This window comes from Acinetobacter sp. CY17, assembly GCF_059515825.1.
Genome location: NZ_JCAKMX010000001.1, coordinates 259,622 through 281,157 on the forward strand (window position 1 = coordinate 259,622; position 21,536 = coordinate 281,157).

Consider the following 21,536-nt stretch of genomic DNA (forward strand, 5'->3'; position numbering starts at 1 on the left):
AGAATAGCTGCTGAACATGATAAAATAACGACAGTTTTAGCAAGGATTCATCTATGCACTTTGTCCATCTTGGTATTCATACAGAATTTTCAATCACGGAATCTATTGTACGTGTGCCAGAGCTTGTAAAAGCCGCAGCCAGTGATGAGATGCCCGCTTTGGCCCTCACAGATTTATCCAATTTGCATGCCGCGGTTAAATTTTATAAAAAATGCTTGGACAAAGGCATTAAACCCATCTTAGGTTCAGAAATTCGCCTCAATGATGCCGAGCATCGTGTGACCTTGTTGTCCATGAGCAATAAAGGCTGGCGTAACCTCACCGAAGTGGTGTCGCGTGGTTATATCGAAGGCCAACAGCTCGATATTCCTTGTGTTCAAAAACAATGGATTTTAGAACAACAACAAGATCTGATCGTATTACTGGGTGTGCATAGTGATGTGGGTAAGATGTTAGTGTCTTCCAATCCACAAAAAGCTGAGCCTTTATTAGAAGACTGGATTGCCAAATTTGGGGATCGAGTCTATTTGGCTTTAACGCGTACCAACCGTCCTTATGAAGATGATTTTATTAGTGAAGCGGTCAAACTGGCGCGTAAATATAATATTGGTGTGGTGGCACATAATGATGTGCACTTTATTCATGCCGAGGATTATGAAGCCCACGAAGCGCGTGTGTGTATTGCCGATGGTTATGTGCTAGGCGATAACCGCCGTCCTAAACGCTATAGCCCAGACCAATATTTTAAAACCGCAGCCGAAATGAGCGAGCTGTTTGCTGATATTCCATCGGCGATTGAAAACACCTACCATATTGCACGGCGCTGTAACGTTACCCTACGCTTAGGTTTTAACGACCTACCTGATTATCCAATTCCGGAAGGTCATACCATTGATACCTTCTTTGCGCATTTATCCGAAGAGGGTTTAGAAGAGCGACTCGACTTCCTCTATCCCCCAGAAACGCGTGGCGAAGATTGGCCTGAAGTACGTAAACCTTATGATGAGCGCTTAGCCTTTGAGATTAATATTATTAACTCCATGGGTTTCCCCGGCTACTTCCTCATCGTGATGGACTTTATTCAATGGTCGAAAAACAATGGCGTGCCGGTCGGTCCGGGGCGTGGTTCGGGTGCTGGTTCTTTGGTGGCCTATAGCTTAAAAATTACCGACCTTGACCCACTGCGTTATGACCTACTCTTTGAACGTTTCTTAAACCCAGAACGTGTCTCGATGCCCGACTTTGACGTGGATTTCTGTATCGCCGGTCGTGACCGCGTGATTGATTATGTGGCACGTACTTATGGGCGTGATGCGGTATCGCAAATTGCGACTTTTGGTACTATGGCGGCTAAAGGTGCGATTCGTGACGTGGCACGGGTGTTGGGTAAATCGTATGGTCTAGCCGATCGTATTTCTAAAATGATTCCAACTAAACCTTTGGGTTTAAGTTTGGAAGAGTCACTTGCCGCCGAACCCCAGCTGAAAGACATTGTCACTAATCCATCCAATCCTGATCATGACGATGCTGCTGAAATTTGGGAAATGGCGCTTAAGCTTGAAGGCATTACCCGTAATACCGGTAAACATGCTGGTGGTGTGGTGATTGCACCCACCAAGCTGACTGACTATTCTGCCGTGATGTGTGATGCCGACGGTACCAACCGTGTGGCCCAGTTTGATAAAGACGATGTCGAATCCGCAGGTCTAGTCAAGTTTGACTTCTTAGGTCTGCGTAACTTAACCGTGATTGAAGATGCCATTCAGCATATTAATCGCCGCTCAGACATGAGCAAGCCGGTGGATATTTCTTTAATTCCACTCGATGACAAAGCAGCTTATGCGGTGTTTGCCGAAGCCAACACCACCGCGGTATTCCAGTTTGAATCCGTGGGCATGAAAAAAATGCTCAAAGAAGCACGCCCAAGCAAATTTGAAGAAATTATTGCCTTCGTATCGCTGTATCGTCCGGGGCCAATGGATCTGATTCCTGACTTTATCCATCGTATGCACGGTGGTGAGTTTGAATACTTACATCCTCTTTTAGAGAGCGTACTCGAACCCACTTACGGGATTATGGTTTATCAAGAACAGGTGATGCAGGCGGCACAGTTTTGTGCGGGTTATAGCTTAGGTGGTGCTGATTTACTACGCCGTGCCATGGGTAAGAAAAAACCCGAAGAAATGGTCAAACAACGCCAAATCTTTATTGAAGGTGCGGCCAAAAAAGATATCGATAGCGATACCGCCAACCATATCTTTGACTATATGGAAAAATTCGCAGGCTATGGTTTTAACAAATCACATGCCGCGGCCTATGCTTTAGTTGCCTATCAAACCGCATGGCTCAAAGCGCATTACCCTGCCGAATTTATGTCGGCGGTAATGACCTCAGAGATGCAAAACACTGACAACGTCGTGTTTTTAATTGATGACTGTCGTATTAACAACCTAGACGTTCTACCGCCTTCGGTCAATATGTCACTGTATAACTTCCATGCTGTCGATGAAAAAACCATCGTCTATGGTTTAGGGGCGATTAAAGGCGTGGGGGAAGCCGCAATGCAATCGGTTATTGAATCACGCCAACAACAAGGTCCATATACCGATCTGTTTGATTTCTGTCATCGCATTGATTTAAAAAAAATTAATAAGCGCACCTTAGAAGCACTGATTCGTGCTGGTGCTTTAGATTGCTTAGGGGTGGAACGTGCCGATTTAATGGCGCAGCTCCCTGAAGCAGTACAAGCAGCCGATCAAGCGCGTCAAAACCGCGAAACGGGTATCATGGATTTGTTTGGTGAAGTGGCTGAAGTACAGCGCAAGCCAGCAAAACCTGTAAAGCCATGGTCAGATGAAGTACGTCTCAAAGGCGAAAAAGACACTTTAGGACTTTATTTAACCGGTCACCCGATTGATGTGTATCGCAGTGAGCTTAAAGCTTTTATTCCAAGTAAACTCAATGAACTGACCCCAACCCGCCGTGGCGTCACCACTGTCTTTGCAGGTTTAGTCTTAGATGTTGCCAATTTCCCAAATCGTATGGTAATTACCCTAGACGATGGTACAGCGCGAATTGAAGTGTCGTGTAACCATGAACGCTTCCAACGCTTTAAAGACATTGTGCAAGTCGAAAAAGTGGTGGTGATTGAAGGGGAAATTTACGAACGTGAAGGTTTTGACCGTCCAATGGGACGCTTAACCAAAGCTTTTGCCTTAAATGACATTCGTCAAAAACGCGCCAATTGCCTCAAAATTCAATTACGACCTGAGCATATCAGTCAAAGTTTTAGCCAAGATTTGGCGCAAATTTTATTGCCATTTTGCAATGTGGATATGTGTCAGCATATTCCATTGCAGCTGCAATTGGATTATGACTATGCCCGTGCCGATTTAAACTTAGGTGTAAATTGGAAAGTTGCGCCTTTAGATGATTTGCTCGCAAAATTACGTGATTATTTTGGTAAAGACAGTATTCAGGTCGAATACCAAGTCAAATCCAAAGCCGCGAAAGCTGCACCTATGCAATATGGTCAACCGGTACAGGTGGCAGCACCACCACCTGAACAAAGTCTTGAAGATGCTTTAGACGCGTATAACGATCAGCTGCAACAACAATATTCTTAAATGAACTTCGGATCACACATGAACCAATTTGATAATACCGCACTCAATGCAACGCTCTCCCACGTGCGTATTGTGATGGTCAACACCACCTTACCCGCCAATATTGGTAGTGCTTTGCGTGCTATGAAAACCATGGGTTTAAGCAAACTGGTATTGGTTGCACCCAAAACCTATCCGCATCCAGATATTGATGCGCTGGCCGCTGGTGCAACCGATTTAATCGAGCAAATTGAAATTGTTGAAACCCTCGAAGACGCGATTCAAGATTGCCATATTGTGTTTGGGACCAGCGCACGTAGCCGCACCATTCCTTGGCCTTTACTAGATGCGCGCCCTGCGGCACAAAAATCCATGCAAGCGGTGGTAAAGCAGCAACAAGAAGTGGCTGTGATTTTTGGTCGCGAAGACCGTGGTTTAACCAATGAAGAACTCGCGCTTGCCAATTATCATGTCACCATTCCTGTCAATACAGATTATGGTGTGCTCAATGTCGCGCAAGCCATTCAAGTGATTTGCTATGAAATGCGTATGGCAGCCATTGAACAAGCCAATATGCCAACCGATGACACTGCCGATATGCAAGTGATTGATGGTCAGCATATGCATTGGGATGAACCCTTAGTGACCCATAAAGACATGGATAAATTCTATCCGCATTTAGAACAAATGCTGGCAGAAATTGAATTTATGGATCCAAATAATAAACGATTATTGCCTTTACGCTTGCGTCGCCTTTTTGGACGTATACAATTGGATAAAATGGAATATCACCTCCTACGCGGCATTTTTAGCCGTGTACAGGCAATGCGTCATGGAACATGGAAACCATCGGGTAAATCTACCCCAGATCATGAGGATCAGTCCTAATGCTTAAACAGCTCAAAGAAGATATACAAGCTGTATTCGCGCGAGATCCTGCCGCTCGAAATACGTTAGAAGTTTTAACCACCTACCCAGGTATTCATGCCCTCATTATGCACCGTATGGCGCATGAGTTATGGACAAAAGAGTGTAAAGGTTCAGCACGCCTCCTCTCGTCATTTAGCCGTTTTGCCACAGGTATTGAAATTCACCCAGGCGCTAAAATTGGTCGTCGTTTCTTTATTGACCACGGCATGGGTGTGGTGATTGGTGAAACTGCGGAAATTGGCGATGACGTGACCTTATATCATGGTGTGACTTTAGGCGGCACGACATGGAATAAAGGCAAACGTCACCCCACTTTAGAAGATGGTGTGGTAGTGGGTGCAGGTGCCAAAATTTTGGGGCCCTTCACGGTTGGTAAAAATGCCAAAGTCGGTTCTAATGCGGTGGTGACCAAAGCAGTACCTGCCGAAACCACGGCAGTGGGCAACCCTGCACGTTTTATTAGTAAAGATAAGGCTGCTGATGAAGAAAGTCGTCGTCGTGATTATGCACAAAGCATTGGTTTTCAGCCTTATGCTGCGACTCAAGATCAAACTGATCCAATGCTCGAAGGAATGCGCGTATTATTAGACCGTATTCAACATAATGAACAGCGCATGAACCTGCTCTGCCAACGTTTATCTTTGCTTGATCCGACCTTTAATAAATCTTCAGCCAATGCCCAACCCTTTAGTGCAGAAGAGCTAAAAATTATTGATGAAGTACGCCGTGAATGTGAAGCACAAAGCACCTTAGCGAAATAAGCTTTTCGGTTTCAATATGTAGTCAGACTTGCATGTTCGTCAGAGTTTTTTTAGACTGACGAACAGCTTAAACCCTTATGTTTACAATAAATTGAATGGATCACCATGATGAAATTAACGCCATTGGCATGTGCTTTTGTTGCAGCCTCACTTCTAGTGGGTTGCGCGAGTACAGCAAGTAAAAATAATAACGGCAGTGCAACAGTTTTTGCAGAACCTGAAATTTCTGCACCTTTTTACCCGCTTAATCCAATCCATTACGACAAACCATCTGATTTTGAATTGGCCTTAATTGCAGCGGCTAAACAACCTGTGACCAAAATGCTGGTTAATCGTCAAGATGATCCAAATCGCAAACTGACTTTAGATACCAATAAGTTAATCATTCCAACGGTCAATAGCACTACGCGCAGTATGAGCTATGCGGCATTGGCAGGTGACAATCAAATTGACATTACTGATATTGATGACTTTTTAAACATGGTGGAAGGCAAAGCCCGTCACTATCCACCACGCTTTAGCGACCGTAAAGAGCGCCGTGGCTTTGAATATAAACTTAAGCAAGTCAGCGCTCAACTTGATACCTTAGCCGCAGCTCCCAATGCCTCTTTTGACGTGCTGTTACGTGCTTTTAAAGCAGCAGTCATGGGTCGTAATCTAGATTTAGGTTCGGCTTACACCACTAAATCTTTAAATTATGCACAAAAGATTTTAAGTATGAATCCAAATGACCCAGAGGTAAATTTCTGGTTTGGCTTTGCTTTATCTGAAGGCGGCGGCCAAAAAGAAGCAATCCCCTACTTAAATAAAGCCATGCAAGCAGGTGTACAAGAAGCCTATCTGTCTGCGGCAAATAACTACATTGCCATGGAACAAAAGAAAAATGCGGTACAAACCTTAAAAAATTATAAAGTTAAGTATCCACAAGAAGCCGCTGTAGCAGACCGCCTGATTCAAGAAATTGAAAAACAAGGTCGTTGGAACGTGTGGCAAGTCATGAACAAATAAATGTAAAAATTTGAAAAAAGACCGCTTACTGCGGTCTTTTTTTGAATAGTTTAAATGCTGTAAACGCTTAAGATCACGTATGATAAAAATAATTTTCCATTTTGCAGCATGCTATGAATAAACTCCTCTTGCTCAGTTTAGCAAGTACGCTCTTTGTGTCTGGCTGTCAGGTGGTCAGCGTGAAAAGTCAGGCTTTAAATGTCACGATTGCCAATGAGCGTGACAGTATCTTAACACGTAACCAACTCAGTGAAGCGAGTCTCAATGTATTGTCGATGACAGGCCGTGAAGCTAAAACCTGTACTCTTACACCTGAACAATGTGTATCTGAACTCCAAGAGATTCCACAAATTCAAGATGAGCAACTCTTCTCAACAGCCAGTGAAATTTATCTTGCCAAAGCCATTGAATTAGATAAATCCACTGAATGTAAGAGTGGCCTTATGAACACTGTGCAATCCAAAGATAAACAACAACAAAAACAGCAAGCACAGCAAAACTGTCTCGATCAACAGCTCACCATGCTGGACAAAAGTTTACGTTATAGTTATGCCTATATGTTCCAAAGTGAGCGTGGCCCAGAAGATCGGATTTTTGATAACCGCCAAGTGCAAATTCGTGATTTTTATAATCAATCGATTGCTAAAATGGTGAGCGTTTATGCCATGCGCCATAAACCGAGCCAAATGCCCAATACTATTCAGGTTGGACAGAGCCGTTATCATTTAAATTTTGATGCTTATCCTGAACTGAAAAATCAGCCCATTGAACAGCTGATTTCCACCTATAACCTAAATTTTTCAGGCTTACGCTCGATTACCCGTCGTGATGGTTTTGGATCTGAGTTTGCGGTGGTGTTACCTGAACAACATCAACCACACACCAAGATTCCGTATATTATCGATCCACTGCGTTATGCCTATAAAAATGGCGTCAACCCTAATATTCATGCAGCCCGCTATTTGGCTGCCACTATTACAGCCCAGCCCAAAGGCATACAATCCGTAGAGCGCATTTTAAATCATAGTGATTTTGAACTTTCGGCTTTTGATCCTTATCAATATGATACGGTGAAAGTAGCGCGTAAAACCTATCCATTAGCAGCCAATTTTTCTGCACCTTATGGTTTATGGCTGGCACAGAATAATTTGGGTAAAGCCGCCTATTTAAGTTTAATTGATCGTGATGATCGTCTGACCATGCCGCATTTATATATGCTCGAGCCGTATAATCCTAAAAAGAAAGTTATTATCTTGGTGCATGGTTTGGCCAGCAGTCCTGAAGCATGGGTACGTTTAACCAATGATATGATGGGTGATCCGGTACTGCGCCAACATTATCAAGTCTGGCAGGTGTTTTACTCCACCAATATGCCAATTATTGAAAGTCGTTTTCAGATTTATGCCCTGCTCACCCAAGCCTTTAAGCAAGTGGATCATAATGCCGCTGCCAAAAACGACGCGGTTTTAATTGGTCATAGCATGGGTGGTATTATTTCACGGCTATTGGTGAGTAATGCTGATATTACGCAACAAACCTTAGCCTTAATGAATTCACGGCAACTGAATCAATATCGTAATTTACCTATTGTGCGCCAACGTATGGTTATGAATTCGATTCCCAATATTGACCGCGCCATTTTTTTAGCCACACCACATCGCGGCACTGATTTTGCCGATCGTTGGTTTACCAAAGCCGCACGTAAAATTATTAAATTACCAGGCGCTTTTTTAACAGCCATTGGTGATGCGTTAATTGATGAAGACCCAAGCTTAAGAGAGCTTTGGAAACATATTGATCATAGTTTGATTCAAAATGGACCAAGTGATTTGAGTCATCAGTCTAAGTTTATTGGACTCACTGAAAATATTATGCCGCGTCCTGATTTACCGTTTCATAGCATTATAGGCAACAATACAGGGCTTGATGATCCATTGAAAATCAATGATGACGTGGTGCCTTATCAAAGCGCCCATCTTCAAGGGGCAAGTTCAGAGAAAATCTTAAAAGGCAGCCATTCTATTCAGGAAACCCCTGAGGCAGTATTAGAGTTGCGTCGCATTTTACGCCTACATTTAAGCGAAAAAGGTTTATATAAACCTTAATTAAAAAGCCGAAGTGATCACTTCGGCTTTTTTTTCAGCTAAGCAAGTTCAGCTTGTGCTGCTTTTTTTAGGCTTTGTTCATGGACACGTTGACATTCATCTAGTGCTAGTTCGTAATATGCCAAGCCCTCTTTGACTGCATGAAAAGCTTGTTGCTGCATCAGCACATCATGATTGGCTAAACGTTTAATCAGCTCCATAGCCTCATAGGGATGGATATCATCATAATGCGCATGGGCACGTAACCACGCAATGGTACGTTTATTGATATTAATTTCGGGATGATTGGCGTAGGTTTGAATACCTTCGTAAACACGACTACTCCAGTCACCTGTTGCCCATTCAATGGCCAAATTGGTGGCTGCTAAGGCTTCTGCCAAATTACCGCGGCTATTGTTACTCCATAAGAAATGGTTCACGGCGTTCATCGCAGCACTCGGTTTTACATTATCTAGCTCTTCGACAGTTAAACCAAAACCTGCCGCCCAATCACGGTACCAATTTAAATGACGCTCTTCAACTTTAATGTTTTGAATCAGCCAATCACGCGCCTCATTTACACCCGGATCAGAAAAATTGGTTGCTTTGGCTAAAGCCAGTGACATATAGGATGGGAAATGCGCCACTAAAGGATAAAAATTAAGTAAAGCATAACGAAAACTTTCTAAAGTCAGATGACCTGCAGCCATATTGGTAAAAAATGGATGCTGACTAATGCGATCCTTAAAAGGAATTAAATCATCCCAAAATTTTTGCGACCAGGCATTGTGCGGTGTAATTTCCAATTCGTCATGGTATTTGGTCGTCATGTCATTCCCCTTTATGTCGATTTTTTGAGTCATTTATTGGCATCAATGTTTGATTTTTTCTAAGATTATTCACTTTAAATTTGCATTAAATTCACTCACAATTCGTACAAAAAGTGACTCACATCACAGCTTATAAAAAAACTGCAATCAAGGTCTATTTTTTATTCTGATTGTGCATTGTTTAATGTAAGCCACTATTATTAAAAGCAAATATCGTATATATTGAACATTAATCTACAACAATTTGCACATTTTGCAAGTGCTAATACCGCATCTTTCATTATCTCTTTAGACCAATAACAATCATGGATATGCTGCTTATTTTTTTTAATTTTGAGTTAGGGTTATGAAGCTGCCCGGATCAAATCAATTTACTTATGATCAGATTCAAAAGTTGATCCAAAACGGCTTAAATTTTGTGCATTTCCCTTGGCAGATTGAGGCGCTTTATCGTCTTCATTATTGTCGCGAAGCTGCACGTGAGTTTCGTTATCGTGCCCCCATTATTTTGGCGCTGTATAGCTTTTTAACTTTTGGTATTTATAAAATCAGCCTCGGCCATGATGTGGGTACCACGTGGATGTATTATTACACGTGGGTCGGGCTAATTATTTTTATTGCGTGGATCTTATCTTTTATCCCAAGGCTAAGCCATTTCTTTGATCTTTATGTTGGCATTGGCGCGATGCTGGCCGTAGCGCTGACCTTTTTAATGATTACCGTCATTGGCCCTGTGCAAAGTAATGCGCTGTTTCATGTGGCCATGATGTATGCAGTAGTCATTATTTACGGTTTTGTTGGTTTACGCTTTTATACGGCTTTTATTGCAGGCTGGTCAGGTGGCTTAATGGCCATGATTGTGAGCATATTACTGAACTATAATATTGATTGGGTTTTGTTTAACCGCACCTATACCTTTAGCAGTTTTTTAGGGATGGCGCTTGCTTACGCCATTGACCGTCAACATCGTGAAAACTATTTGCAAAACTGTATTATTGAGCTCAATCAACAAAAATTAAGCCAACAAGCTGAACTGCTCGAATCTTTGTCCCGGCAAGATGCCTTAACCAATCTTGCTAATCGACGCTATTTAGAAGAAGTCCTTACTCGGGAATGGTTTAGCGCCTTACGCTATCAACACCCTTTGACGGTGATGATGTTAGATATTGATTATTTTAAACACTACAACGATAGCTTTGGTCATGTGGCAGGCGATAATTGCTTAAAAGTCATCGCTCATGTGTTAAAACAAATGACTTCGCGTGGCAATGAGTTGGCTGCACGCTATGGCGGCGAAGAATTTATGCTGATTTTCCCGATGACCGATGCGCTACAGGCAGAAAAAATTGCCGAAAACCTGTTACAGCGCGTCAATGACTTAGCCTTACCTCATCCCACAAGTTTGATTGGTGACCATATTACCGTCAGTATCGGGGTGATTAGCACCATCCCACAGCGTCATCATCAGCTGTCAGATCTCATTATGCAAGCGGATCAAGCGTTATATCAGGCCAAGAAATACGGTCGTAATCAGTATGCTTTGCTGCGCTTATAAAGCCGAGGAGTTGCTGTTCAATCTGAGTGTGGGTTTGAGTTAAATCAACGCTATAAAAACCAATGGGATAATGCTGCAAGTGCACATCAGCTTGAATGACTTGTCCCACGCTAGGATACAGCAAAATCCCTTGGCTAAATCGAAAACGACTGCCCTGATATTCCTGCGAACGTAAATAAGTATATAACTGATAAATATGCTGACTTTTAAATAAATCTTGTTTTTTATAATAGCCTTGCTGAAAAATTTGAGTAAATTTGGTATCAATTAAAATACATGTCCCCTGTGAATGGCGTAAAATAATATCACTTTGCATGTGGGGTAAGGCCGCATGTATGAACTCCTGTGGCCATCTTAAAATCACACCATGTAAGACTTGCCAGTCTTTAGGCAAATATTTTTTATAAAAGCCTGCCATCGCTTTTTCAAATAAACGACGCAGCCAATGCGCATGACTGGTCTGTGGCTGTTGTAATTGCTCAGGGCCTAAGTCAGTAGATGGAATGGCAAATTCTTGCAGTAATTTTGCCAATACCAGCAGTTGTTGGCATGGTGCGTGCAATTGAGCTTTAGGTGGTGTAATCGGCTGTGCTGGCAGTTGGATGCCCATGGCATGGAGTTGTCGCTGGCAACGCCTTAAACGTGTGCTTAAGCGTGCTGGACTACGTTTTAACACAGCATGCACGGCCTGCAAAAGATATTGATGCAGCGGATGATTCACACTGAACTGCTGATACTGACAATAGACCTTACCCTGTTGCAGACTTTGCCGTTGATAGGTTTGGCGTACATCCACCTTACCGCGAATATAGGAGACAGCCTGTTGCTGAGTCACATAAGCAGCATTAGGCTGCTGCAAATATTGCTCGAGTAGATCGGTAAACCAGCTGATCAAAGCGGCATCAGCACTGTGATAGGAAAGGCTTTGTATGGCTTGTCGTGTTTGACTTAAATTAAAATCCGAGGCATACAACATCAGTAGCCAAATATTGGCTATCGGAATTCCTGCATAATGCTTCATTGAGGCAGATCCAAGAGCTGCTGTTGCCATGCAGCAAGCTGTGCAGCATCTTCAGCATAATATTGTTCTAACAGCGGTAAAATTTCCGCCTCAATAATATCTTGATACCAACTTCTTTCATCGCGAATAGGCTGCCGTGGGGTAAAATAGCTCTGCCCAATTACAAAGGCAGAGCCTAAATAAGGCTGTTCTGCAATGTCCTGATTCAGCTGTTGCATGCTACGTTGAATATGTGCCAATAAGCTCATACTTAAGCCATATTGAGCGCTGTACTCTAACCACTGTTGATTAAAACTTGGTGTTAAAGTCGCAAAGGCAAAACGGCGTCTTAGGGCAAAATCTAAAGCGGTTAAACTGCGATCTGCATGGTTCATGGTGGCAATCACATACAGATTCTCTGGAATATAAATTTTTTCCTGTGCTTTGGCGTAAGTCAGACTAAGCGCCTCTTGAGGATGCCGTTTAGAACTTTCTAATAGGGTGAGCATTTCACCAAAAATCTGTGCGGTTTGACCGCGGTTAATTTCCTCAATCACCATCACAAAGCGGTCATTGGGAGCGCGTTGCGCCTGATGAATGAGCTGTAAAAAAGGGCCATCTACCAATTGTAACTCATGTTGCCCTTGTGAATTGGCCAAGGGACGCCAACCACGAATAAAATCCTCATAACTGGTATTGGCATGAAACTGCATCACACAGACATGACCTTGTGCCTTGTGTCCCACCAATGCATACGCTAAACGCTTGGCGAGCCACGTTTTACCTGTACCACTAGCACCTTGTAAAATTAAGTTTTTCTTATTCAGCACACGCTGCTGGAGTTGACTTAGCCTCTCTAGGCTTAAAAAACAACCTTCATCTATAATATGTGCAAGGCTATAATTTTGCACAGGTAAATCTTGCAAATAGTTCTCCACTTGACTTAAGTCTTGATCATTATCATTGGCCAAACTTTTTAAGCCGCCTAATTGCTCCCAAGCATATAAAGCCAGTTGTGGGAAATTACGCGGCAAACTATAGGGTGTTTGAAAATGATGCTGTAAGTGATACAACAGCTCTAAATAATCATCAGCATTACAGCGCCCTTTACTGCCATGTTTGGCAATGCTCAATTGTAAATCATCTTGAATATATTGCTGCGATTGGCTGTCTAAACTGACAAAAAATTCAGGTGCTAGCCAAAACAAGCCCATGCTCAAATTCCAGCCCACAGCATGTTGCTGACTGACATGATCATAGTGCTGAATAAACTGTTGTTTTAAGCTGGCTGTGGGCTGCTTGGCATAGGCATGCGCAATAGCAAAAAACTGCCACAGTTGTTCAATATCCTGATTGTAATTACTTTTATTCACAGCAAAAAAACATGAACTTTGGTTATTTAAAATAGGAATACCATCAAAGCTGAGCGGTGCAGCACGCTTAATATTAAAAAAATCTGCTAAATCTTGAGCAATAGCATGACGTTTTTGACAAGTGATGCCACGGTTAAACATACCGAGCACGGTAAATGGGCAAATATCGGTTAAATTTTTACCCAGTAAATAGCTCAGTTGATAGCGCTGTGCCAATTGCAACACAAATGCCAACAGCGACTGACGTTTATTTTGATAGTTGAGTAAAGCTGTGGCCAGGGCTTGATAAAACTCGGTCCATTCAAAACGTAAGTCTAAACTGGGTTGCTGCCAATACGCAGCGTTTAAAAAGGCTGCCGTATTTTGCGGTTTATCCTGCAACACAAAGTCAATTAAGGCTTGATTCATCCAATGTGTGGCTTGAACTGGCCAAATCTTGGCCTGATTAATATAATGATACCAGGTTTTGGTTGTAAAATTGTTCTGCCAAGTGATGGTAATGCTTTGACTGCTTTTGTCTTGAATAGAACCTAGCGCTTGAATGTCCAGAGACGATGTTTGAGTTGCCTGATCAAACTCTCTGAGATTTTTAATTGCCACCACGTCACCCACTTGCATGCGCTTTAATACATGCGGCATTACGTAAAGTGAATCTGAATCTTGTACCCTCAAAGCTGCATCAATCAACCAAAGCGTCTGCTGTGTCATGAAAACCTACCTATCTCGATTGGCTTATTATAGCGCTTCATAGTGCGCTGCTGCTGATAAATTACAGACGCGTAACGCACAATGATTCATTTTGAGCAGTTTTTAATTTTTGCTAAACTAACCCCTTACGTTATGACCTTTTGACTTTCATTCAGGCTTTTTGATCTATGAGTAGCTCCAGCGCAGCAGCAATTGCTAATTTATCTTCGCTTACCCCGATGATGCAGCAATATTTTAAAGTCAAACTCCAACATCAAGATTCATTGCTGTTTTATCGCATGGGCGACTTTTATGAGCTATTTTTTGAAGATGCGCAGCAAGCAGCAAAACTATTAGGGATTACCTTAACTCACCGTGGCAAGGTCAATGGCGATCCAATTCCTATGGCAGGTGTGCCGTATCATTCTGCAGAAGGTTATTTGGCGCGTTTGGTCAAAAAAGGCGTCACGGTCGCCATTTGCGAACAAGTGGGTGAAGTCACAGGCAAAGGCCCTGTTGATCGTCAAGTGGTGCGTATTTTAACGCCCGGCACCTTAACCGATGATGCACTCCTCAATAGTCATCAATCCTCTAATTTAGTCGCGCTATGCTTACAACAAAAACAAATTGGGATTGCGTTACTGGATTTAAGTGCAGGTATTTTTAAAGTTCAACAACTCGAGTTTCAGCCTGAACATTTAGCCATTGAACTGGCACGTTTAATGCCAAGCGAAATTGTGATTGATGAAGATTTTGCTGACTTAGAACTGATTGAAAACTTAAAAAAACAATTAGAATGTCCGGTATCTAAACGTCCAAACGTAGACTTTAACTTAAACAATGCCCAAAAAACTTTATGTGATCAGTTTGCGGTGAGCACTTTATCTGGTTTTGGAATTGACCATTTACCGCTAGCCAAAGCGGCAGCGGCGGCTTTAATTCATTATGCCAAAGACACCCAAAAAACGGCATTACCGCATATTCGTAGTATTCAGCTGGAACAAAGTTCTGATTTTATTGCCTTAGATCCCGTCACACGGCGCAATTTAGAATTGGTTGAGCCATTATTCGAGCATGGCACTTCCCTGTTTGATTTGGTCAATGACTGCCAAACTGCCATGGGGGCACGTTTACTGCATCGCACACTGATGCAACCGATGCGTGACAGCAAAATTTTAGATGCACGTTTAGATGCGATTCAAGCCTGTGTCGAGGGTTATTTTGAAGCGCCTCTGCGTTTAGTCCTCAAAGATATTGGTGATATCGAACGCGTTTTGAGCCGTGTTGCTTTAGGTACAGCGCGTCCACGCGATTTGGTGCAATTACGCCAAGCTTGTGCACAAATTCCAGAGTTGCGTCACAGTATTCAACGCCTTAGTGAGCATTCTGACCTAGTGACACAGCTGAATCATGAATTGGGCGATTTTAACGATTTATATCAACAGTTAATGGCGGCAATTGTCGAAAATCCACCAGTGTTATTACGTGACGGTAACGTCATTGCCGAGGGGTTTGATGCCGAACTGGATGAGCTGCGCCAAATTCGTGATCATGCTGGGCAGTTCCTCATTAATCTTGAAATTCAAGAACGCCAAAACACGGGCATTAATACGCTTAAAATCGGCTATAACCGCGTGAGTGGCTATTATATTGAATTGACCCGCGCCCAAGCAGAACAAGCACCTGAGCATTATATCCGTCGTCAAACCCTTAAAAATGCTGAGCGCTATATCACTCCAGAACTGAAAGCCTTTGAAGATAAAGTCTTATCCAGCGAATCACGTGCTTTAGCACGGGAAAAAATGCTATTTGAAGCCTTGCTGGAAGAACTTCGAGCAGATATTGGCAGTTTGCAAATGATGAGCAGCGCCATTGCGCAGCTGGATTTAATTAGCAACTTTGCCCATCAAGCGCGTTTACGCCATTGGTCACGGCCTGAATTTTCTCCTGAAGTAGGAGTCAAAATTATTGCCGGTCGTCATCCTGTGGTCGAAGCTTTAAGTAAAGCCGCTTTTACACCTAACGATACCAGCCTAGACTATAACCATCGTATGGCCATTATTACCGGACCCAACATGGGCGGTAAATCCACATTTATGCGCCAAACTGCATTAATTGCGCTGCTTGGTTATTGCGGCTCTTATGTGCCGGCACAAGCAGCAACTTTAGGTCCAATTGATCGCATCTTTACCCGTATTGGTTCAGCCGATGACTTATCAACGGGTAAATCCACCTTTATGGTAGAAATGACGGAAACTTCACAAATTTTACATCATGCCACCAACCAATCTTTAGTGTTGATGGATGAGGTTGGTCGTGGCACCAGTACTTATGATGGTTTGTCTCTCGCTTGGGCCTGTGTGCTCGATTTAACTCAACGTATTCAATGCCTCTGTCTATTTGCCACGCATTATTTCGAGCTCACTGAATTAGGCCAAGAGACGGCAATTGACAATTACCATGTCACGGCCAAAGAACTCAATGGCAACTTAATTTTACTCCATAAAGTGCAGCATGGCCCTGCCAGTCAAAGTCATGGTTTACAAGTGGCTAAACTTGCGGGTATTCCACAGCATGTGATTATTGATGCACAACAACGTTTAAGTCTCTTGGAAAAACAACAACAGCGTCATGCTACTGTATTACCACAAGCAGATTTATTGAACACGCCTCAAGTGCTAGAGCGAGTGGTCGAAGTCGTTAAGCCATCTGCCACCTTAGCTGCTTTAGCTGAAATTGATGTGGATGACCTCAGCCCACGCCAAGCGCTAGAACAACTTTATGCTTTAAAATCCTTACTTAAATCAGAGTAATTCTCATTTAAATTCAATTATTTTAAAAAGGACAATCTTCGGATTGTCTTTTTTGTGCTTTTTTTAAGCAAATTTTAAGCTTTATTAATCTAAGCAGCCGGATATATAACAAATATCAATAAAAGGAATTGTTAGTTCAGGAGTTTTTTGCCTAAAATACACCTTAGTTATTCGAAGCATATTTTTTAGGTAGCTGTCGCCATGACCTTTGTTGTCACTGAAAACTGTATTAAATGTAAATATCAAGACTGCGTTGAAGTTTGTCCTGTTGACTGTTTCTACGAAGGTCCAAACTTCTTGGTTATTAACCCAGATGAATGTATCGACTGCGCATTATGTGAACCAGAATGCCCTGCCAATGCAATTTTCTCTGAGGATGAACTGCCAGAAGGTCAGGAAGTATTTATTGAGCTCAACGCTGAATTGTCACAAACTTGGCCAAATATCACGCAAATTGGCGATCAACCCGCTGACCGTGAAGAATGGAACGGTAAAGCAGACAAATTACAATATTTAGAAAAATAAGTATTGTGTAAAAAAGACCAGTTAATCTGGTCTTTTTTTATACGTAAACTACACATTTCATTGCAATTACTTGCGCTGTTACACTTTAATTTGCATTACACTTAAGCTCACACTCATAATCATTAAAATTGCCGAATGAAGCATTTTGTTAAGGCTGCACTGGCGGTCGCTATTGTGCCTTTTGTTATTCTTGGTTGTAGCGCGAGTCCTAAAAAAGGGATCACCACCAGCGACGGGAAACGCATTTATATTCCGCGTGAAAAAATTATTATTGAGCGTCCTATTCCCCCCAAAGTGATTCCTAACTCTTATCATAATTGGAGTAGTGTCAGCTATAACTTAAGCTTAGCACGTGATTATGATCAATTTTTACAGCGTCATCAGGTGGGTAATATTATCCCCATGCATGAGTTATTACGTACTGCACGTGATTGGCAAAAGTGTGGGCGTGCTGAGTATATGGTGCCCACGCGTGAACTTTGGAATAACCAAATCCCGACCTTACGGGTGTTTAAATACTTAGTGGCCTCTAAAGTGCTAACAGATTTTGAAGTGACTTCGGTATATCGTGATCTCACCTTAAATAAATGCGCAGGTGGCGCCAGCTCGTCACGGCATTTATTTAACTCAGCGATTGATTTTCGAATTGGGCCACAGTATCCGCGCGCGGAAGATTACGCCTTTATTGAAGCCACTAAGTTTAAACTGTGTCAATTTTGGAGCCAGCATGGCCAAAGCTTTAATATGGGCTTAGGGCTGTATTCCTCTGGACAAATTCATATTGATACCCAAGGTTTCCGTACTTGGGGGCCCGATTTAAGTCGCCACAGTTCGATGTGTAATTACAATAGTGATTTTTAAAGAGGTCGATGACCTCTTTTTTATTGCTTAAGATTTACCCAACCATCCTCTTAAAAATTGCACTCTAGATGGAAAAGTTTAAAATGCATGCATGATTGATACGATGACCCTGACTATGCAACAAATGTGGACTGAACTCGACCAATATATCGAATCACATTTAATTCCTGAAGACCCAATTTTAACCCAAACCTTAGAAAATACCGCCGCGCATGGTTTTCCAGATCATTTAGCAGTTGCTGCCAACCAAGGCATGTTATTGCAAATGTTGATTCAAATGAACAACTGCAAACGCGTGTTGGAATTGGGTACTTTTGCCGCCTACAGTACGGTGTGGCTGGCACGTGCTTTACCTGAAGATGGCTACATCTTAACCATGGAAGGACGTGATACCCATGCTGCAATGGGTCAAGAAAACATTGATCGTGCCAATTTAAAACCAACGGTTGAACTTAAATGTGGTCGTGCTGCGGATATCTTACGTGCCCTACCTGAAGACACTGAAGCCTTTGACTTTATCTTTATTGATGCTGATAAACAAAGTTACCCAGAGTATTTAGAACTGTGCTTAGCCCGTTCACATTCTGGTACCGTGATTTTCTTAGACAACGTGATTCGTGCGGGTGCTTTGTTAGATGAAAATAACAAAAAACCAAGTATTGAAGGCTTACGTGATATGTTTAGCCTGATGCAAAATCATCCAAAAATTCTCTCTTGTACCGCTTTACAAACTGTAGGTTCAAAGGGTCATGATGGTTTTGCCTTAGCTATTGTAAAATAAGATTAAAAAGTAACCTATTGGTTTTTTGTTATATTTTTCATCTATTTAACAATATTATCCACGAAGTTATCCACAATTAATGCGGATAACTTTGGGATAACTTTTCCCTATCTTAAAGTTATAGCAGCTTATTTGACCACGAGCAATGGGACTTTACTGTTCCTAAAAATACTGGTGGTAATACTACCTAAGAAAAATTGATGAATTTTACTGTGACTAAAGGCCCCCAATAAAATCAGTTGAATGCCATGTTGCTGTTGATACGCCAAAATATTTTCTGACACATCGCCATAACGGTATTCCACCACCACATCTAAGCCTTGCTCACGTAAATACTGACTCGGTTCGGTGAGAATTTCTGGGTGATCTCCAACATAGAGTAAATGGCATTGTAGCGTGCGTAGTAAATCACTCTCTGCCACGCGTTTCATCATTTGTAGGCAGGTCGGCGAGTATTCATAGGCAAAAATAAAACGTGTCGGTGGCTTAAATGTTTCACCCACGGTCATCACGGCACAGCGCGCACCACGAATAAAGTTTTCAACATTGCCGCCTAAGATCTTATTTTTTTCTGCAGCACGTTCACCTACCCGCCCAATTAACACGAAATCATCTTCGCGTAATACATTAAAGCTTTGTTCTAAAAAATCACCTTTTTCCTGAATATGCGTGGTTTTAATGCCATGTTTAAAGGCAATTAAATCTGAAATATGTTTGAGTAAATTATTGCTATAGCTCAATGCCAATTCACTTTGCTTTTCTTCAAGCTCTCCTAACTCTTTGAGTAACATGGCATTACTTTCAAAACCAATGACGCCACTAATTTCACCTAAATGGTAACTGGCTGGATAGTAATCTAGAACTTGTAATAAGACCAATTCGCGACCGGTTTGCTTGGCAACCCAAGCTGCAGCATCAGCTAATGCATTGACACAGGGTGATGAATCGATACAGGCAATAACGCGTTTCATGTTCGCCTCTCTTCGCATGTTTTTGTGGCGGATGTTTTTAATTGTTGCCCTTAAATTAACATATTTTATTTACCTATGGCGTTTTATTCACGATAACGAATCAAACGGGCTGGATTACCTGCCACAATTTCACGTGCCCCGACATCTTTGGTGACCATACTGTTCATTCCTACAATCGCTTGTTCAGCAATGTTTACCCCATCTTTAATACCAACATGCGCGCCTAGCCAAACATCACGACCAATTTCAATGCCTTGCGAGCGTACTGGCTGTTGATAAATGGGCATATCTAAGTCCATGCCATGATCAAAAGCATATAAATGACAATATGCCGCCATACGGACTTGGTCATGCAGCTTAATACCAACACGTCCGCCATCTAAAATACAGTGATGGTTGATCGCAACTTCACGACCAATCTCAAGTGGGCCATGTAAGGTGCAATCGGCGGCAATAAACGTATTGTCTCCAATCACAATGTCACGACCACGCTCAGCAAAAATATGTGCTAGCGGCGAGATAAAACAGTTTTTACCAATGTGTACCGTTTCCATTTGCATTAAATAGTCTTGGTATTCTTGCTGCCACGCTTCAGCCCACGCCCGATGTTTAGGTTTTAAAGAATAATACAGCCATGGCATATAATTTAAACGTTGCTTGTGTTGTTCCCGGTATTTAAGTAATGGATCAATCTCAGTCATGGGCTGTGTCCTCAATGATTTTCATCACTTCACGACCGCGTGTGACATCTTGTATTTTAATTTTTAAAGGCTCAATTTGATGGACTTGTAAACGTGCCTGAATTGCTACACCTGTGGCGGTATATTCTTCTTGATACTCAATCTGCTGTTGTTTCAACTCATACTGCAAAATCGCCCATTCATTAAATTGGCAGGCAAATGCAATGTGTTTTTTTTCAATTAGCTCAATTTTTTCTGCGTGTAGCAAACATTGCCCTGCACAGCCTCCATAAGCACGTACCAAGCCCCCTGTGCCGAGTTTTATGCCACCATACCAACGATTGACCAAAACCAATACATTGGTCAAATCATTGCCTTCAATGGTGGCCAAAATAGGACGCCCTGCTGTGCCTGAAGGTTCACCATCATCATTAAAACGCACATTTACGCCAATTTTCCATGCCCAACATTGATGCGTGGTACTTGGGTCCTTAACCGCGTCTAAAAAATCTTTCACTTCCTGCTCACTTTCTACAGGTACAGCAATCGCTTCAAAACGACTTTTTTTAATCTCTTCTTCATAGCGTACTGACGCAGCTAATGTAAACATAGCACTGATCTTAAACAATCTTTGTGGCCTATTTTAACCAAAAAAAAGCGACTTTCCTTAGAAAATCGCTTCTTTTCACAACGCTTAACAGCTTATAAGCATTGCTTTAATAACACTTTATTGTCAGGTCTTAAAAAGCTGAATAATCGTTTTGACTCAACAAAAGCATAATGCTGCTGCTCAAATCCATAAAAGGTGACTTGTTCTTTACCATAGTTTTGTACTTGCAGTTTTTGATAATTTTCAGGTACTTGACGTAAGGATTTCTCTACAGAAACATGTGGTGTAGCTAAACCTTCAACCAAACGCACTAAGGTTCGATCACCTAGAATATAAGACAACTCCGCTGCTTGCTCCATCTGACAATTTAAGGCATAGCGACCTTTTAATTGCTGTGGCAATTCAGCATAGCTGGCAACACTGATACTGGCTAATCCTAGACCTAGTAACATATTTTTCATG

At 42.1% G+C, this 21,536-nt stretch carries 17 protein-coding genes; 10 read left to right on the forward strand and 7 right to left on the reverse strand.

What is annotated here, in order from left to right:
- Nucleotides 1-53: 53 nt before the first annotated feature.
- The 5 genes from dnaE (at nt 54) to AC5YCI_RS01385 (ending at nt 8,409) form a co-directional block, all read left to right on the forward strand.
- Nucleotides 54-3,626, forward strand: coding sequence for a DNA polymerase III subunit alpha (gene dnaE, locus AC5YCI_RS01365; RefSeq protein ID WP_496129013.1), 3,573 nt, complete (start codon nt 54-56; stop codon nt 3,624-3,626).
- An 18-nt stretch (nt 3,627-3,644) separates the two neighbouring features.
- A complete protein-coding gene (locus AC5YCI_RS01370) occupies nt 3,645-4,493 on the forward strand; it encodes an RNA methyltransferase (protein WP_496129012.1) in 849 nt (282 codons plus the stop codon).
- Complete coding sequence (gene cysE, locus AC5YCI_RS01375; protein ID WP_496175122.1) at nt 4,493-5,296, forward strand: serine O-acetyltransferase; 804 nt, start codon at nt 4,493-4,495, stop codon at nt 5,294-5,296. Before AC5YCI_RS01370 ends, cysE begins: the two co-directional genes overlap by 1 nt.
- A gap of 108 nt (nt 5,297-5,404) precedes the next feature.
- A complete protein-coding gene (locus AC5YCI_RS01380; protein WP_496129205.1) occupies nt 5,405-6,304 on the forward strand; it encodes an ABUW_2363 family tetratricopeptide repeat lipoprotein in 900 nt (299 codons plus the stop codon).
- A 113-nt stretch (nt 6,305-6,417) separates the two neighbouring features.
- Nucleotides 6,418-8,409: an esterase/lipase family protein gene (locus tag AC5YCI_RS01385; RefSeq protein WP_496129010.1), complete on the forward strand. Its 1,992-nt coding sequence runs from the start codon at nt 6,418-6,420 to the stop codon at nt 8,407-8,409.
- 38 nt (nt 8,410-8,447) lie between these two features.
- On the opposite strand, the gene AC5YCI_RS01390 is transcribed toward AC5YCI_RS01385, so the two are convergent.
- Complete coding sequence (locus AC5YCI_RS01390; protein WP_496129009.1) at nt 8,448-9,218, reverse strand: iron-containing redox enzyme family protein; 771 nt, start codon at nt 9,216-9,218, stop codon at nt 8,448-8,450.
- Nucleotides 9,219-9,564: 346 nt separating this feature from the next.
- Here AC5YCI_RS01390 and AC5YCI_RS01395 point away from each other — a divergent pair, with 346 nt between their 5' ends.
- On the forward strand, nt 9,565-10,773 hold the full coding sequence (locus tag AC5YCI_RS01395) for a GGDEF domain-containing protein (RefSeq protein WP_496129008.1): 1,209 nt from the start codon (nt 9,565-9,567) through the stop codon (nt 10,771-10,773).
- Here AC5YCI_RS01395 and AC5YCI_RS01400 read toward each other — a convergent pair.
- Nucleotides 10,700-11,794, reverse strand: a complete 1,095-nt coding sequence (locus AC5YCI_RS01400; protein WP_496175123.1) for a 5-methylcytosine restriction system specificity protein McrC — start codon at nt 11,792-11,794, stop codon at nt 10,700-10,702. The genes AC5YCI_RS01395 and AC5YCI_RS01400 overlap by 74 nt on opposite strands.
- Complete coding sequence (locus tag AC5YCI_RS01405) at nt 11,791-13,854, reverse strand: McrB family protein (RefSeq protein ID WP_496129006.1); 2,064 nt, start codon at nt 13,852-13,854, stop codon at nt 11,791-11,793. Before AC5YCI_RS01405 ends, AC5YCI_RS01400 begins: the two co-directional genes overlap by 4 nt.
- A 167-nt stretch (nt 13,855-14,021) precedes the next feature.
- Here AC5YCI_RS01405 and mutS point away from each other — a divergent pair, with 167 nt between their 5' ends.
- The 4 genes from mutS (at nt 14,022) to AC5YCI_RS01425 (ending at nt 18,813) form a co-directional block, all read left to right on the forward strand.
- On the forward strand, nt 14,022-16,646 hold the full coding sequence (mutS, locus tag AC5YCI_RS01410) for a DNA mismatch repair protein MutS (protein ID WP_496129005.1): 2,625 nt from the start codon (nt 14,022-14,024) through the stop codon (nt 16,644-16,646).
- Nucleotides 16,647-16,847: 201 nt separating this feature from the next.
- The gene (gene fdxA / locus AC5YCI_RS01415; protein ID WP_004696359.1) at nt 16,848-17,171 is read left to right on the forward strand and encodes a ferredoxin FdxA; all 324 of its coding nucleotides are present in this window, start codon (nt 16,848-16,850) and stop codon (nt 17,169-17,171) included.
- Nucleotides 17,172-17,306: 135 nt separating this feature from the next.
- Nucleotides 17,307-18,032, forward strand: coding sequence for a D-Ala-D-Ala carboxypeptidase family metallohydrolase (locus AC5YCI_RS01420; protein ID WP_496175124.1), 726 nt, complete (start codon nt 17,307-17,309; stop codon nt 18,030-18,032).
- Nucleotides 18,033-18,147: 115 nt separating this feature from the next.
- The gene (locus tag AC5YCI_RS01425) at nt 18,148-18,813 is read left to right on the forward strand and encodes an O-methyltransferase (protein WP_122898154.1); all 666 of its coding nucleotides are present in this window, start codon (nt 18,148-18,150) and stop codon (nt 18,811-18,813) included.
- 128 nt (nt 18,814-18,941) lie between these two features.
- Here AC5YCI_RS01425 and AC5YCI_RS01430 read toward each other — a convergent pair whose 3' ends face one another.
- The 4 genes from AC5YCI_RS01430 to AC5YCI_RS01445 all read right to left on the reverse strand — a co-directional run bounded on the left by AC5YCI_RS01430 (nt 18,942) and on the right by AC5YCI_RS01445 (nt 21,535).
- Nucleotides 18,942-19,784, reverse strand: coding sequence for a universal stress protein (locus tag AC5YCI_RS01430; RefSeq protein WP_496129003.1), 843 nt, complete (start codon nt 19,782-19,784; stop codon nt 18,942-18,944).
- A gap of 83 nt (nt 19,785-19,867) precedes the next feature.
- Nucleotides 19,868-20,485 (reverse strand): DapH/DapD/GlmU-related protein, encoded by a 618-nt coding sequence (locus AC5YCI_RS01435; protein WP_496129002.1) that lies wholly within the window; start codon nt 20,483-20,485, stop codon nt 19,868-19,870.
- Nucleotides 20,478-21,074: an IMPACT family protein gene (locus tag AC5YCI_RS01440; RefSeq protein ID WP_496129001.1), complete on the reverse strand. Its 597-nt coding sequence runs from the start codon at nt 21,072-21,074 to the stop codon at nt 20,478-20,480. Before AC5YCI_RS01440 ends, AC5YCI_RS01435 begins: the two co-directional genes overlap by 8 nt.
- A 92-nt stretch (nt 21,075-21,166) precedes the next feature.
- On the reverse strand, nt 21,167-21,535 hold the full coding sequence (locus AC5YCI_RS01445; RefSeq protein WP_496129000.1) for a hypothetical protein: 369 nt from the start codon (nt 21,533-21,535) through the stop codon (nt 21,167-21,169).
- Nucleotide 21,536: the final 1 nt, after the last annotated feature.